This window comes from Actinomyces johnsonii, assembly GCF_006546835.1.
GTDB lineage: Bacteria > Actinomycetota > Actinomycetes > Actinomycetales > Actinomycetaceae > Actinomyces > Actinomyces johnsonii.
The window spans coordinates 185,790-201,584 of record NZ_VICB01000010.1 but is presented as its reverse complement, the minus strand read 5'-3'; the positions used below and the strand labels follow the sequence as shown (position 1 = coordinate 201,584).

Below are 15,795 nucleotides of genomic sequence, written 5' to 3'. Positions count from 1 at the left end.
GTCAGCCCCACCTTCCGGTCATGAGCTCGTCGGCGAATACGGTGTTTCCGTACGTCTCCTCCACGGTGAAGACCTCGATGCCGGTCATGACGTCGCCTTTCTCTCCGTGCTGGAGGTAGCTGTTGTCCCGAACCCAGCAGTCGCTGCCGCCCGGGAGACCTTCGCGGGACGCGCCGACCACGATCTCAGCGGCCCCACTGCCGTTGAGCCACCGCAGCTCGTGGGCCAGGACGCCGTCCTCTCCGGCGACGTTGCCGCCGTCGTCGGTCTTCTTGCCCATCACCCGCCACAGGCGCAGCTCGAAGACCGTGTCCAGGTCGATCTCCTCCTCCCGGGAACCGACCTGTCCATCCTTCTCGATCAGAGTAATGAGCCCGGAAGCCCCCGCCCTCCTCACCGAGTAGGCGCCGCTGGTCGTGTAGGCCACGCCGTTCATCTCGCCTCCCAGGTCCTCGGCACGTTCAAGAACCCGCTGCAGCTCAGCGCCCCCGGGCTGCTCGGTTCCCGCGCCGGGCATGTCCTTCCAGACCGCCTCTCGCAACGGTTCCGGCTCCCACGTCTTCTCAGGCATCCCGCTCCTCCTTGTCCTCAAGCGGCCTCTCGCTGCTGCCCACCAGGTAGGAGGACCATCCCTCCCAGCCGGCTCCGGCTCTCGGATTCCTCTCGATCCCGGAGTTCACGTCCCTGAGCCCCTTCAGAATCCGCCGAGGAAGCGACTCGCCCGTCCCGTCCTCGGAGGCCTTGAGGGACCAGTTCTCGATCCCCAGGCCCTTTCCGCCGGTCACGGCCATGGCCTTGACCTCGACCTGCCCCATGCCCCGGGTGCCGCGGCTCCCCAGTGGGAGCGTCCCGGCGGCCATCTCGGCGAGCACTAGCCCCAGGAGGCAGAAGGCGGCGCGGCTGCGGTCCTCGCCCTGACTGTCCTCCTGCCCGCCCGGTTCCTCCAGGCCCGCCCGCGCGTTGGTCAGAAGCCGGTCGAGGTCGAGCTCCAGGACGATGCTGTTCCAGGTGGAGTCGTAGACCTCCTCGCTGTAGAGCAACCCGTCCGCGACGCCGCCGGTCCACCGGTCGCCGGCGTTGTGCGTGACCTTGCGGCTCGGGCCGTCCTCGGCGGCGAGCGTGTCGAGGACCGTCAGCGCGCCACGGTGCGTCGTCGAGCCGAACAGGTCCCGCACCAGGCTCGGATCCTGCGCGAGCTGCTCGTGGACGCCGGCGCCCGACCAGTCGGCCCCCGTGCTCGGGTCCTTCTTCGCCAGCAGGATGGTGCGGGCGATCCGCGTCGCCCGGGTCCGCAGCGCGCCGCGGACGGAGCTTCCGGGCAGCACGATCGGGTCGGTCTCCTCCGGGCCGGCGCGCAGGGGGCGGGCCGGCTTCGTCTCCTCAGAGTCCGCGCCCTCCGCCTCTCCCGGCGCTCCGTCTGCGGCCCCGGCGTCGGCCTCCTCCTGGGAGCCGTCATCCTGGGGCTCGGCCACGAGGATCCCGGTGGGGCTGTCCCAGGTGATCTCGATCCGCATCCGGCCGCTGCCCCCGCAGTCCACGGGGGCGACGTCGACCGAGCGGCCGCCGGCGCCGGAGAGCCACTCCTCCAGTCCCGCCCGGCTGCCCGGCTCCGCCTTGGTGAGCCTCCAGGCCTTCTCCGAGTCGCTGAGCGCGACTCTCCCCCACCCGGCGTTCTGCCGGCCGCCGAAGGCGACCCTGCCGTCCTTGATGAGCCCGATGATGAGCGCGAAGAGCTTCTCGACCTGCTCCGGCCCGGGCGGGGCGACATCACCCTGAGGCACCTCGACGCCGTCGGGCAGCCCGGCCTCCGCGGTGATGGTCAGGGCGAGCTCCTTGCCGCGGGGCAGGTACTCGTGCTTGAACAGCGCGGTGTCGCCGGCCGAGCCCCAGTACCGGTCAATGGCGTTGCCCATCCGGGTCGGGAGCATGATCTTGTGCTCCTCATTCCCCTCATAGCCCTCGGTGGGCAGCTCGACCGTGTGCACGGTGATCGCCGAGGCCCGCAGCGGCGCCGCCGAACCGGCCCCGCGGGTTCCGTCATCGCCCCACAGCTGCTGCAGCTCGCGTTCGGCCAGTCCGACGGCGTCGCCGTGCTCCTCGAGGAATCGCTGGCAGGCGGCTCGCAGGGCGCCCTTGACGGAGCGTCCGGTGAGGACCGGACGGCCGTGGCCGTCGCGCGCGAATCGCCGGGCGACGGTGGTCCTATCCTCTGGGCCGCGTCGGCGGTCGACCACCTCGTCGATGCCTCCCGAGTGGAGGGGCGTGTCCGTCACCAGGTGGACGGTGAGCTCATAGCGGGTCACGCTCATCGCTGAGCCTCCTTCGATGCCGCAGCACCATCAGCGGTCGGTACGAGGTCCTCCCCGTGAAGGCTCCTCAGTGTGAACGTCTCCTTCTCCAGCAGCGGATGCCCGACGACGAACCGTCCGAAGCCCTGCGCCCGCAGCTCCCCGATGCCGACGGCCGCCAGGGCGGCCAGCTTCTCCGGGGCGGTGGTTCTCACCTTGAGGACCGAGCCGGCCTGGATGGCCATGCGGGTGGCCCGGGGCTGGTGGCTCGCCGCGGACCAGGAGTCCACGCGCCGGTGCCTGGCCCCGGCGTTGAAGCGCGTCCCGTCCGCCTCGGCGAGCTCGATGGGGGCTCCGGCCCGCTCGAAGGCGGCGAGCAGGTCGGTCAGGCTCCCGCCCGGGCCGAGCCGGGATGAGCGGGCCAGTACGTCGGAAGTGAACCAGATCGTCGTGTCCTCGGCGTCGACCACCTGGGGCGCCGGGCTCGGTGCGAAGGCCGAGAGGGTGCACTCGGCCTCCCCGAAGGTGCCGCTGAGGCGACGCGCCCCGAGGCGGGCCCGGTGCCCCATGCCGGCGAGGGCCTCCAGCTGCTCACCGATCCGCTGGTACAGGCGGGTCGAGACCGTCACCGTCGCCTGGAGGCTCAGGCCCGCCGGGAGCGCCCGCACCAGGTAGAGCTGGCCGTCCCTGGCTGCCCCGGTGGCGGCGTCGTGCGCCGTGGACTGCCGCCCGATGAGCGCCGGGGCGCCCTTCGCGCCGGCGGTCGGGAAGACGTATCCGTTGCGCAGCGGCTTGTGGACCTCGTGCTCGGGCTCCTCGGCGCGCATCCGGTTGCAGACGCGCATCTCCTCGTCGCCCTCGCCCTCAGCCGTCTGGGGCTCCTGGCTCTCAGCTCCTTGGCCGACCTTGGGGCTGGAGAACACCAGCGGCATCGGCAGCCCGCGCTCCCCCTGGTAGGAGACGACGCCGTCGGAGACGAGAAGCTCCCCGTTGACGACGGCGTCGCGGACCTCCTGGACGAGGGCCTCCGATGCGCCGGAGGCCTGGGCGACGGTGCGCGTGATGAGCCGGTGCACCCAGGGCAGCAGCACGGTGCCGCGCAGGAAGTCCAGGGAGCGGATCTCGTTGGACATGGGGACCTCGTAGGAGACCACCGGGGTTCGCAGGTCGATCGTCAGGGTCGCCTCGTGGAAGGCGCCGGCGTCGGTGGATGCAGGGCTTGCCTTAAGGACCGGGGCCGCCGCAGCGGCCGCGTCCGCCGCGGGAGGCTGCGGGGCGCCGCGTCCTTTCCACCTGCCCAGCTGTGTGCGGCACCAGTCCTTGACGGCCCGGGCGTCGCCGGGCTCGTGGTCGGCGTGGATGAGGACGTCGCAGACGCCGTCGCCGACGGCCCGGTTGGAGCCGATTGCGCACACCAGCAGACCGGAGAGGGCCAGGAGGAGCTCGGCGGCGTCGCGCTGCTCGTCGCTCCAGGTCAGGGGGCGTCCGTCCTTGTCGACGTCAGACAGGGTGACCTCGCCGCGCAGCCGGCAGGCACCGACGCGTTCGAAGAATCTCAGGAAGTCCTCGCGCGCCGTGCCGGTCTTCTCGTCGATGGACAGGGAGACGACCTCGTGGATGAGGTCGGCGGGGTCGGCCGGCGGGTCGATGAGCCTGGCGTCGGAGAAGACGACGAGCCGCGGCGCCAGGTCGGAGCCGAACAGTGCGGAGGCGAAGGCGCGCCAGGAGCCGCCGGGGTCGCCGTCGTCGAGTGCTTGGGCCGCGAGGAGCGACTGCTCCCGCACGACGCCGGCGAGCACGGTCGCGCGCACGATCGGCAGGCCGCGCTCGTCCTTCTCGACGACGGAGTCCACGCCGCCGGCGACGCCGGTTCCGGTGGTGACGCCCCAGTCGGAGTGGAAGGTGATCGACAGGGGGAAGGAGGTCGGGGATGAGGGGCTCATTCGGTGGCCTCCGATGCTGCGTTGATGTTCTTCCCCAGGTCAGGGAGGGAAAGCTCGAAGAAGGAGGGCGGGAGGAGGTCGGAGAGCTCCAGGAGGTCGAACACGGCGCCCACGCCGCCGAGCTCGGTGTCGATCCAGTCGCCGATCTCCTTGCGGGCCACCGCCCACTCGTCGTCGGCCGTCTGAGCGCGTCCGGAGGACAGCAGGCCGCGGATGCGCGCCGCCCGGGTGCGTGGGAATGGTTCGAGGTCAGTCTTGCTCCGGCTCTCGTCGGTGCTGTCGAGGGGCACCCCTTTGAACCGGGCGACGCGCCTCCGGGTCACCTCCCAGGACTCGTGGGGACGGTCAGTCTTCGATGAGTCGGACGGCTCTTCACCCGGGTGGCACGTGTCGCAGCTGCATCTGGGCGACGTCGAATCGTCGTCGAGCAGCCGGAAGGGGCGGGTGGTGAAGTCCTTGTATCCCCGCAGGATCTCGGAGGCGTCGAGGACCGTGGTGTCGAACAGGACGTGGTAGTCGAGTGTTGAGCACGGCGGCTGCGTCGTCTTGCCGACTTTCTTGGCGCGATCGACCAGTTTTTCGGCCAGCTCGTAGGCGATGTGGAAGGGGAAGTTGCGTTTGACGATGGCGACGCCGGCAGCGGCGGTCATGGGACCGGTGTCCTGGCCCTCGGGCGGGGTGAGGTAGCGCAGGATCGGGTCGCTGCGGGTGGCCTCCTCGTAGTAGCGGAGGTAGGCGGCGGCGAAGGGGAGGGCGTAGTCGCCGCTGGTGATGACGGTGACGTCGTCGCCACCGAGGATCACCGGGACGACGGGGATAGCGGCGTGTTCCCGCCCGGCCTGGCCATCGTCACGGTGGGACAGCTCGTCGATTCGCGTCCACGCGGCGGCGAAGGCGTGCTCAACCGCGTTTTGCAGGCGCTCGTTGACCGCCAGGAGGAAGCGACGCAGGGCGTCGGGGTCGTCGCGGTCGCAGCCGATCTCTTCCTGGAACTCGGCCGGCGCGACACGGTCCTTCGAGTCGTTGAGATCCTTCATGATGCCGCCGACGCCGTTGCCGTCGATATGGATGACGGCGACCTTGGACAGGAAAGTGTAGTCGCCGGAGTCGGTGTCCGGGCCGGCGGTGCTGCTGGCATCCGGGTTGGCCTGGATGGCACGCTCAAGCGGGCCAAACTCCTTCGCCCCTCGCGCGATACTCTCCTTGGGTGACGGTCTGCCCTCATCGCCCACCGGCTCGATGCCCTCAACGAAAACCTGGTGGAGCTTCTTGGCCAGCATCGTCGGGTCGCGGATGAGGAGCGTCTGCTTGTCTGAGAGGTCCGGACTGCGATTGACCCCCGTCTTCAGAAGATCGAGCCGTGCCTGGTACGCCCGGTAGCGCCGGACGCGCGAGGTCAGCGACAGCGCGTCCTGGCGATCGTCCTTGGCCTCGTCCCGGGTGGCCAGCGGCGGGGAGGCGGGCAGGGATGAGTCCTTGGCTCTGGCGAGGAAGGGAAGCTGGGAGAAGCGCGCCTCGGCAGGCGAGCGTTGGAGGGCGTAGCGGGCAGCTTCCGCGTGGACCTCCTTGAGCGCGCTCTCGGTGACGTCGACGGGACCGGCCTGCGGATCGGAAGGAGTGGGCAGGGAGATGAAGACGCCGGAGACGTCCATGCCCGGCGCCTCGGCGAGAACTTTGCGCGTCACGACGCCGATGACGTCCTTGGCCTGTTGGGCTGTGTCCACGAGGAAGATGACCTTGCCGGAGGACTTGGAGACCCACTGGGACTCGTGCGGTTCCCGGTCGTCGGGCAGTCCACGCGCCGTGCACCAAGTTGCAGCCGCCCCGGTGGAGACGAGCCCCCGCTCCGTCCACTCCCGGAGCTTGGTCAGCAGGGAGGAGGCACCGACGTTGTCCCGCAGCCGCGGTGAGGAGAAGATGAAGCGCTGGTTCCCGTTGGTTTCAAGCATGACAAGGTGCATCGTCAACTCCGTTCGGACGGTGGCGCGGCTTTGCGTCCCGGAACAGTCTTACCAGACAGCCGGTTGGTGTGGCGAGTGTTTGACCAGAGAAAAAGACGCTCTTGACAAAGATCGTTATGCAGGTTTAACGTTCCACTCTTTTGAACAGCAGCGACGACAATAGGTGAATCGTCAACTTTGCAGAAGTTCTGCACGATCGCATCAAATGTGACACTCTTACGGGGCACCCATCACCTTACCAGGCGTCTGCAAACGGAAAGAACAAGGCAATGACGACTATCATTCACCCAGTTGGCAATGGTGACTTAGGGATCAACATCACTCATATACCCCGCCCCGAAAGGCTGACAGCCCAGAAGAACGCCGAAACAGAGATACTTCAGAAAATCAGATGCCGCAACACTCTCGACTTAGTTTCAGTGTTGACGAAAGATCAAACGCGCACCGCCCCTACACCGCTGGCACTAACACTCGCCTCCCTTGAGCGCCCACTCCAAGACGTCCATATCCTGCTCTACGGCACCAATCAAGGAGTATCAGGAACCGAGACCAACACCATCGCCCACCTCCTGGAAAAGGCGATGAATCTCCCGGAAGTCAAGAAAAACATAGAAGAAAAATATGGACTCAGATTCGACGTCCAAGTTATAGGCGACGGCGGTTTACAAGAAGAAACCCGAACCAGCAGTCTGGACGAGACTTTACGAAATATACCTTCGACTGAAGACGTCATAGTTAATGGAATATCAGCAGCAACAATGACTGTACTATCAATCATGGGAACAGTTGATCGGTTAGGTTTCAACTGGAGGTTGTCGGCATCTCCGGGAATGACCGAGAACAAGGCTATATTCGTTAATAAGGAAAAAATCGAAGAGGCACCCTTTTATTGGCTCAGATCGCTCGGCTATCTTATCGAAGCCAAAGATTGGAAAACGGAACACAACAAAATCGATCTCACAATTACAGCACAACACAAGTCTCTCATAAACATAGCCAACAAATTTCGCGACACCCCACAAATACTCACGGAGGACGAGCTAGCTCAAATCGTTCGCCTAGATATGGCGCGCGCCGACATCGGAGCAGGATTGGCACTCCGCGCATGGGTCGAAAAACACTACGAAACCCTTCTCTATCAAGAGCAAGACACTCTGAAGTATAACTTACATCATAATTTATTCGCAAAGGGAGACAAAAAGAAAGCCCCCACTTTAGGGGAAGCCATCAATGCCGCAAAACAGTTAAAGGATAACCTTAGAGAAAAGTGCCCAAAGTCAGCAGATTGGTTGTCCCTCCAAGGAAATCTCAATGAGATTGGAAAGAAAACAGTACATGGCGGGGAAACTCTAGACTTCAGTGATTTCATTGCGGTGAATGCGATCGCAGAACTGCCTGGAGAGTTCCCAGACTGGCTTTCCAGGCCAAATGATTGCTCTATATTATATATATTTGGATGCGGATTCTCATCTCGAGGTGACTATATCCCCGAACGAGTTCTCAAAATCCCGCCCAAGAAAGACGTACTGGCAGCCATTCCAGGACGACTAAAGAACTCCCCCGAGCCAAGGGCAACCTTCGTCGCCTTACACTCCAAAGCAGAAAAATCCAAGCAACTAGCAATCAACAGCAACGAAGCGGCAAAGTCAACAAATAGGGCTCTCGGTTGGAGTGAGAGCACGCCATCAACTTTCGAATTCAAGTACGAAGGGTCTAGTTCTGACGAATACTCCTGCACACCAGAAGTCCTAGATAGCGCAGAAAATACAGTCAAGAAGGCGCTCAACGTCATGTCCCCAGCCGCAGTGGTAATCGTTGGGACCGGACAGAAGCCGGCTATATACGGAGCACTGAAAGCCGCGCAACAATGGTGCGCAGAACATGCTAGTCCGTTGTTTATCACCACCTACTTTGATATCGACGACGGCCAGACTCAAACCCAGTTTCACCGAATCGCCCTCCATAGCGACGCGAAAGGCGCTCTGCGAGACGCGGCATCAGCCAGTCTGCGCAACTTCAACCTAATAAGCGCGGCCCGGGTATTACGAGCAGGCGACCAGGAACTTATCAAACGAGCTGAAGAATGCGATCGTTTGAAGGAGGAGTATCAAACCGCAGTCAAAGAACCGTTACCGGAGAACTGTGCGGACTACCATGCTGGCACTTTGATATCGATTCTGCGTGCAATAAATTTCATCATCGATCAAATCGGAGACGGAAATATCGACCCCAGGCTTGTTGTGATTGCAGCTGAAGCAGTTAAGTTCAACCCCAGACCAGCAGGGACGACACTCTTTCATGAAGGCTCAAATTTTAAACTAATTAGTCGATTGAAGCCTGAGGACACGCCCCCGAGATCTCGCAAACTCAAAGACTTACCTAGAGGCGATTATCTGCGAATGTTAGCCGAAATTCGTAACCGACTAGTGGTTACGCACGGAAATAACCCAACTTCTGTAGCAACCCAGGATACACTGAACGACTTTGCAATTACGACACCTCAACTGCATTCTTACCAGGACGTCCTTCAGTGCACCATCGACTGCCTTGAGGATGCAGCCGTAGCTTTAGGTGTTTCAACTGAATCGGACTGGTACACGCGATTCATGAGCCTCATTATCTGGACAGAATAGAGACCACATCAATGAATCAGATCGATAAGCGCACGCCGACGGAACTCATGGAGATCGATGCCGAGGATGACAACGCATTACGTGTCATCGTCGTCGTACCGTGGGAGTTGCCCGGACAGTGGGAGCAGTGGCGACACCTCTTCGCCCCAGGCCCGGTACCGATCACCGGAGGAGTGGGCCGGACCGTTTTCGACGGGGCATCTCGCCGGCTGCGTGAGCCGGTGAGGAAACGGATGCTCTCCGCTGAGCACCGCGGCCACTATGTCTACGAGGACCTCTCACCCGTATTCATCAGCGAGAAGAACCGGACCAGCCACGGCGCCGCTCCTCTCGCGGCCTTTGCGTGGGACGTTCTCAGAATCGAGACCGTGAGTATCCCCTCAGGCTCCTTCGGAAATTGTCCCGCCCCAAAGACGGTAACGAAGGTGCTTATCGCCATGCACCTGGTTCTGCGCGACCCGTCGAGTCCTCAGGCGTTCTCCTGGGTCCGTAACCTCACGCAGGAGCCAAGGGGGAGAAAGGAACTCGTCTATGAGGTGAGTCGAGTCCTCTCCCTCCTGTCCGAATATGGCCCGGACGACGTCGGTCATGGCTTCGGCGTCACTGATGTGAACGGTCTCGAGGATATCGACCCCTACACCATCACCTACGTGCCGTACGACGTCGTCGCCTCGGAGCAAGGAGAGGGCTTCGAGCTGGACGACTCTGACGTGCGTACCGAGCAGGAAAGGACTGCGGGTGAGCAGTGCCGGGGGCTCAGGCAGTCCGTCACCGATCCCGAATCGGGCATGACGAGGGAACGCATCATCATCAGTTCGTGGCGGTGGGGGCACCTTCCTCGGCGCACCGACGAGACCTTCCAGGATGGGCTCTTCGAGCAGCGTGCTCAGCAGCTCCACCGGCTCTCACAGACTTGGACGGCCTACGCAGGATCCCATGGGTGCTCCTTCTGTCAGGTTCAGCAGGGAGGGTTCTTCCCTCTGGCCCAGGTTGAGGGGCGTTTTATCGAGGCGATTCTGCTCATGCCGCTTCAGCGATACCGAGCGTCTTCGCTCATGGCTCGTCTGGCCGATGTACAGCCGCGTGCCGCGGATGAGGTGGATCGTGTGATCGAGCTCGACTCGGAGGCGGTCGGGTTCGTCGTCTCCGAGCAGTGGACCATGATGACCGACACCGACAGGCAGCTCGACGGCTTCCTGACCTACCTACTGGACACCTACCGGATTCCCCTGCTGGTTGAGGAGGCCAGGGATCAGGCGCACAGGCTCCGGGAGAACGTGCTGATGCGCATCGGTCGCGACGACCAGAAAGCCGAGGAGGAGCGCGCCCGCTCCACGCGGATCATGGAGATCGCCCTGGCGGTTCTGACCTTCATCGGCCTGCCCCTGAGCGTGTTCCTGGAGATCTGGTCCAATTGGGAGGCCGCTAAGGGCATTGCGGTCCGGCACCAGCACATCGGCGGCTGGGACGCAGGATGGGGATGGATTCTTGGCTTCGGTCTTATCGGGTCGGTCCTCATCGGCGGTGGGATCTGGTTGCTCGTCGACAAGCTGGGCAGCCGGGCGGCTCGGCGGGGGAAACATTCCTGACACCGAGTCCAGGGCCCGGTTCCACCTCCACCACAGCGGGTTGTGCCTGCAGTCACAGGTCGAAACGTCGATCTTTTGGCTTGGCGTCGTTGGAAGTTGGTAGCTGAAGGCGCCCGAGGGGGCGTCGGTGGCGCTTGGCGTCAGGACGCCGAAAAGTGGTTAAATAGGGGCGGTGCCGGCCGGTCCCGCGGGGTGCTTGCGGAGCCGGTGGCGCTCCATCCCCCGGAAGTGGCACAACGACGCCACTCCCAGAGGCAGGAGTCAGAAAGCACCCAGCACCAGAAGGTGCATTAAGACTAATTATCCATTTCATATTTCCACCGCTTTTAACTAGTCAGAAAGCACCCAGCACCAGAAGGTGCATTAAGACCACCACCCGGGTGCTCAGGTGCACCCAGTTGGCGTGTCAGAAAGCACCCAGCACCAGAAGGTGCATTAAGACTTCTCATCAACAGAGATGGTAGTGGTCTTCACAGTCAGAAAGCACCCAGCACCAGAAGGTGCATTAAGACCCTGCAACAGGAACGTCCGGTAAGCCACGGACATGGGTCAGAAAGCACCCAGCACCAGAAGGTGCATTAAGACTCCTGCGAATCTCGGCTATAAGCCAGGGACTTCGCTGTCAGAAAGCACCCAGCACCAGAAGGTGCATTAAGACATCGTCCAGCGACACGCGAGACACGCCCGTCTCACGCGTCAGAAAGCACCCAGCACCAGAAGGTGCATTAAGACGTAGTAACAATACTCATGACTTTCTCCTTTCAGGGTCAGAAAGCACCCAGCACCAGAAGGTGCATTAAGACCTGAATTCGGAGGAGTCATCGAGAGTGCGGATATACTCGTCAGAAAGCACCTCGCACCAGAAGGTGCATTAAGACGAGTGCGGGCCCAGTCAAGGAGGCGGTCGTAGACCTGTCAGAAAGCACCTCGCACCAGAAGGTGCATTAAGACCGCTGCACCCACTGGTGCCCGTCGTCGTCCACGATGTCAGAAAGCACCCAGCACCAGAAGGTGCATTAAGACGACGAAACCGCCGAGGCTTAGACCCGCGATAACCAGTCAGAAAGCACCCAGCACCAGAAGGTGCATTAAGACACCATGCCGACCAATTTGAATGTCTCGGCGTTTCCGCGTCAGAAGGCACCCGGCACCGGAAGGCCTGTTCACCGGAATTGCCGTGCGGTGGCTGCCAACAGCGCCGGAAAACGGTCAGTCCGACCGCCAGCCCCTTGAACAGGCCCTCCGAGCCGACCCGAACCACCCCGCCACCACGGGCGCCGCCCTCCTCGACGACAACCAAGGCCTCCACCCCAGGTGGATTCGTGCCAGGTGAACTCGCAGGATTCCAGCAAGCATCACGCAACCGAAACGCCTCTACCGCAGGGACCGGCCAGCAGACGCAAAGCCAGGCGGGCCGTGCCAAGGAGCCCAGCCGCCTGCTCGTCGCCCGCTCACGGGACGCAGTCAACGCGTCGGCGGACCAATATCCATGTCCCACACCAACCCTGCTTCAGCGGCGACGCAGAGGCAGGACGATGACGCCACCGAAAGAACGGTTGCCAACGCCAGCCTTTAACTTATAACTTAAGTACGTGACTACGATTCAGGAGGCCCGGCGCAGCCTGGGCGTTGCGCAGAGTGAGCTCGCACAACGCCTAGGGGTTTCTGTCGCCTCCGTATCTCAGACCGAGACACGAGAAGCGCGAGGCGACATTACGTTGCGCACGCGCGCCCGCTACCTCGGCGCCCTGGGCTTGGAGGATCTCGGGATCGTGGCCCCACACATCCCCGACAACACAACACCTCTCCCCAACCTCGACCCCGGCATCACCAGCATCACTCCGGACAGCGCTGCGGCCTCCAGCCGCTCACGACGCCGCAGCCTCATGCTCCACCGACTGGTCGATGCCTCCACCAACTGGTCGGAGACATCATCCTGGCACCCACAGGTTGTCACCGGAATCGCACGCAATGAGCACTCGGTTCAAGGGACGCTGCACCGGTCGACTCTCGAACGCTGGAAGTCATGGATCGAATCAGGCGACATCGAAACGATGCGTGAACGCATGTGCGCCGAAGACGAGGACGCCTGTCTGCTCCGAGACGTCTCTCCCATGGCGGGATTTCTCAGCGCACCCCAACGCCAGGCCGTCATCTACTGGGAGAGGAAGCACTATGCGGCGTGAGCAGCTCTACCACGCCATTCGTACAGCCTGCACAATCATCAACAGAAGCGAGGTGACCATCCTCGGCTCACAGTCCATCCTCGCCTCCTTCTCCGAGGACGAACTGCCCAAACGCGCCACACTATCTCGCGAGATCGACATTCTTCCCATCGACGACAACCCTGAAACCGTCAAAGAACTGGCGGATCTCATTGAGGGAGTCGCTGGCGAGCTTTCTCCCTTCGAGCAACTTCACGGCTTCGCAATCGACGGCGTCGACGATTCCACCGCGATCCTCTCTTCCGGATGGAGAGACCGCCTCATAGCTGTTTCAGGACCTGCAACTTCTCTTGCCGGAAGCACACTAAGTAACACAGGCTATTGCCTGTTACCAGAAGATCTGTGCGTCGCAAAATTGTATGCCAACCGCGACAAGGACAGAGAATTCGTCGGCGCATCGCTGGACGCCGCAATCGTCAACCCTTACGACGTCATGAACCTTCTCGAACTCCTCGACGATCGGCACGGCGAAGCCAAGGCACGAGCACAGTCCTTTCTTCATCGCTGGAAAGACCAGTAAAACATCAAGGTCCAGGTCAACCGTGTGCAGCAAATAAGGTGGACCGTGACTCGGAGGCGGTCGGGTCCGTCGTCTCCGAGCAATGGACCATTGATGACCGACACCGACAGGCAGCTCGACGCCTTCCTGACCTACCTGCTGGACGGCCGGACGGCTCGGCGGGGGAAACACCCTTGACGCCGAGTCCAGGGCCCGGTTCCACCTCCACCACAGCAGGTTGTGCCTGCAGTCACAGGTCGAAACGTCGATCTTTTGGCTTGATCTCGTCGGAAGCTGGTGGCCGGAGGCACCGGAGGGGACGTCGGTGGCGCTTGGCGTCAGGACGCCGAAAAGTGGTTAAATAGGGACGGTGCCGGCCGGTCCCGCGGGGTGCTTGCGGAGCCGGTGGCGCTCCAGCCCCCGGAAGTGGCGCAACGATGCCGCTCCCAGAGGCAGGGGTCAGAAAGCACCCAGCACCAGAAGGTGCATTGAGACTATCTGATGCCAAACAGGGTTCACTCAGTTGAGCTGTCAGAAAGCACCCAGCACCAGAAGGTGCATTGAGACTCAAAATCAAGGCTCCACCGTGTCGTGACAGTGAAAGTCAGAAAGCACCCAGCACCAGAAGGTGCATTGAGACTAGCCGGCAGGCACCTCATAGTCAGCCGGAGCCCAGTCAGAAAGCACCCAGCACCAGAAGGTGCATTGAGACACGAAACGCAGAGGCCAACAATGATTGATTTGGGTCAGAAAGCACCTCGCACCAGAAGGTGTATTAAGACCGAGGGATAACCTCTGCCGTTGACGCCATCGTCAGTTGCCAACAAGGCCGGCGAGTGAGCGGAGACCGGTGTCCACAGAACGGACATGAACGCGGCTGAGGCATCGGGAGCCTAGCGAGAACCGCAGAATCCCGCGGTTTTCCGCCCAACTACATCGCCGGTAGCCTCGGCCATGTCCGCTGCATGGACACCGAACCGCTAGCACCGCGAGAGAACGGCCCATCCGACCACAAATCCGTTGACGGCAAGCACCATGCACGCGTTGATCTCAGGTAGATTCGCGCCAGGTGACCTCACAGGATTCCAGCAAGCGTCACGCGACCGAAACGGCTATACCGCAGGGAGCCCGGCCATCAGGCGCTAAAAACATGGGCGGCGCCGAGAAAATCGGCGACCGCCCCCTCGCGCCCACTTGTCGCTCGCTCACGAGCGCCGTCAGCACACCGGGCAGACCAACATAACCAGGCGCCCCGCACCGGCCCCGCTTCAGCCGCGGCGCAGACGCAGGACGATCAGGCCGCAGGACAGCAGGATCGCCGCCGTCGACAGCACGCCGATTGCCACACCGGTCACCGGCAGCCACCGCTCCCGGGCGCTCTTGGCCGAGGACCGCTCAGCGGCGCTCGTGCGCCCCTTGCTGTCCTGGCTGCTGCTGGCGCCCACCACGACCTCATTGCGGTCGTCATGGCCGGTCCCGTTCGAAGACTGCGAGCCGGGTCCAGAACCGTCCGGCACCGTACCGCCGTTGACGGAGGGCGCCCCCGCCGCAGGAGCCTGCGCGCTCTGCTGGGATGAGGCCGACGACGAACCATCCGGGGTCGGCGTCGAGCCTCCACCGGCGCCACTGCCCGCCTGCTGCTGATCCGGGGCGGCCGCACCACCCTCGGGCGCGGACCACAGCGGACGCGCCACCAGGGAGAGATCCGCCGCCTTCTGAGCGTCAAGCTCCTCAACCTGGACACCACCGGACGAGGCCCTGATGACCTTGTTGTCCCCCATGTAGATGCCGACGTCGTAGATGTTCCCGAACACCGTGGACTGGGCGGGAGCAGAGCCGGAACCGCTCTGCCCCACGGACAGCGGGTTGGAGAAGAAGACGATGTCCCCCGGGTTGATGGCGCCGTTCGTGTTCAGCCACAGGCGGTTCTGAGAGTTGAACCAGCCCGCCAGATCGTCCGGCTTCCAGGCCCCGCTGAGGTCCTGCCCGACGTCGGCCCGGTACCCCACCGGGGTGTTCTGGTCAGCCACGTAGGTGGTGTGCGAGTAATCCCAGCCGGAGAGCACCATGCCCACCAGAGCCGACGAGCTGATCGGGTACGGGCCGGAACCACCGGCGTGGACATTCGCGCCCGACAACGGCGTGGGACGGGACGGATCCACGACCAGGGCCCCTCCGGCGTCGGCGAAGGACTGCGCCCGGGCCACCACATCACTGGCGGCGGCGCCGTCCGAGGCCACGGTCGGGGCGACCGGAAGCGTCTTCGGCACGGCCCACTGGCCGTCGGCCAGCATGACCGAAACGGCCCCCAGCGCGCCGGCGGGACTCGTGCTCTCAACGGTGTAGACCAGTCCGCCACCATCGCCCGGCGCCTCGTCACCAAGGGTGGTGAGGGTGCTGCCGGCGGCGGCGGTAGCCTGCGCCATCTCGGCAACCGTATTAAAAGTGGGGTCCGCGGCCGGCTCGGCCGCCGCCGTCATCATCATGGGCGTGCTCAGCGAGGACGCCAGCACCACCGCACCCGCGAGGCCGACCAGCCTCGGGACGCGTCGACGCACAGCCTTCTTCACCGTCACCAGGAGTCCTTCCACTTTCACCCGCCGGGATGGGGCATCCGTCGGCGATCTGCACTCGTTATCGTAACGTAACGTACACGG

General features: G+C 63.3%; 9 protein-coding genes and 2 CRISPR repeat arrays. Of the genes, 4 read left to right on the top strand and 5 right to left on the bottom strand.

The window, feature by feature from the left end; translation table 11 throughout:
* Position 1: 1 nt before the first annotated feature.
* Genes FK256_RS07900 through FK256_RS07885 form a run of 4 tightly spaced genes read right to left on the bottom strand, consistent with a single transcriptional unit; the run spans position 2 to position 6,192 of the window.
* Positions 2-571 carry a hypothetical protein gene (locus FK256_RS07900; protein WP_141424366.1) on the bottom strand — a complete coding sequence of 190 codons (570 nt, stop codon included), beginning with the start codon at positions 569-571 and terminating at the stop codon, positions 2-4.
* Positions 564-2,309 (bottom strand): RAMP superfamily CRISPR-associated protein, encoded by a 1,746-nt coding sequence (locus FK256_RS07895; RefSeq protein ID WP_141424365.1) that lies wholly within the window; start codon positions 2,307-2,309, stop codon positions 564-566. Before FK256_RS07895 ends, FK256_RS07900 begins: the two co-directional genes overlap by 8 nt.
* Complete coding sequence (locus FK256_RS07890) at positions 2,306-4,231, bottom strand: RAMP superfamily CRISPR-associated protein (RefSeq protein ID WP_141424364.1); 1,926 nt, start codon at positions 4,229-4,231, stop codon at positions 2,306-2,308. The genes FK256_RS07895 and FK256_RS07890 overlap by 4 nt, the downstream gene beginning before the upstream one ends.
* Entirely contained in the window at positions 4,228-6,192 is a 1,965-nt protein-coding gene (locus FK256_RS07885; RefSeq protein ID WP_141424363.1) for a Cas10/Cmr2 second palm domain-containing protein, read from the bottom strand. Before FK256_RS07885 ends, FK256_RS07890 begins: the two co-directional genes overlap by 4 nt.
* Before the next feature lie 269 nt (positions 6,193-6,461).
* Between FK256_RS07885 and FK256_RS07880 the strand changes: the two genes are divergently transcribed.
* From FK256_RS07880 to FK256_RS07865, 4 genes are all read left to right on the top strand, one after another.
* The gene (locus tag FK256_RS07880) at positions 6,462-8,825 is read left to right on the top strand and encodes a hypothetical protein (protein WP_141424362.1); all 2,364 of its coding nucleotides are present in this window, start codon (positions 6,462-6,464) and stop codon (positions 8,823-8,825) included.
* An 11-nt stretch (positions 8,826-8,836) separates the two neighbouring features.
* A complete protein-coding gene (locus FK256_RS07875) occupies positions 8,837-10,414 on the top strand; it encodes a hypothetical protein (RefSeq protein ID WP_141424361.1) in 1,578 nt (525 codons plus the stop codon).
* Between the two features lie 260 nt (positions 10,415-10,674).
* Positions 10,675-11,509: a CRISPR direct-repeat array (repeat unit 37 nt; unit sequence GTCAGAAAGCACCCAGCACCAGAAGGTGCATTAAGAC).
* Positions 11,510-12,006: 497 nt separating this feature from the next.
* Positions 12,007-12,600, top strand: a complete 594-nt coding sequence (locus FK256_RS07870; RefSeq protein ID WP_009234286.1) for a helix-turn-helix domain-containing protein — start codon at positions 12,007-12,009, stop codon at positions 12,598-12,600.
* Positions 12,590-13,159 carry a DUF6036 family nucleotidyltransferase gene (locus FK256_RS07865; RefSeq protein ID WP_141424360.1) on the top strand — a complete coding sequence of 190 codons (570 nt, stop codon included), beginning with the start codon at positions 12,590-12,592 and terminating at the stop codon, positions 13,157-13,159. The genes FK256_RS07870 and FK256_RS07865 overlap by 11 nt, the downstream gene beginning before the upstream one ends.
* 437 nt (positions 13,160-13,596) lie before the next feature.
* A CRISPR array of direct repeats spans positions 13,597-13,921; the repeat unit is 38 nt; unit sequence GTCAGAAAGCACCCAGCACCAGAAGGTGCATTGAGACT.
* A 485-nt stretch (positions 13,922-14,406) separates the two neighbouring features.
* Here FK256_RS07865 and FK256_RS07860 read toward each other — a convergent pair.
* Positions 14,407-15,714: a hypothetical protein gene (locus FK256_RS07860; RefSeq protein WP_141424359.1), complete on the bottom strand. Its 1,308-nt coding sequence runs from the start codon at positions 15,712-15,714 to the stop codon at positions 14,407-14,409.
* Positions 15,715-15,795 lie beyond the last annotated feature (81 nt).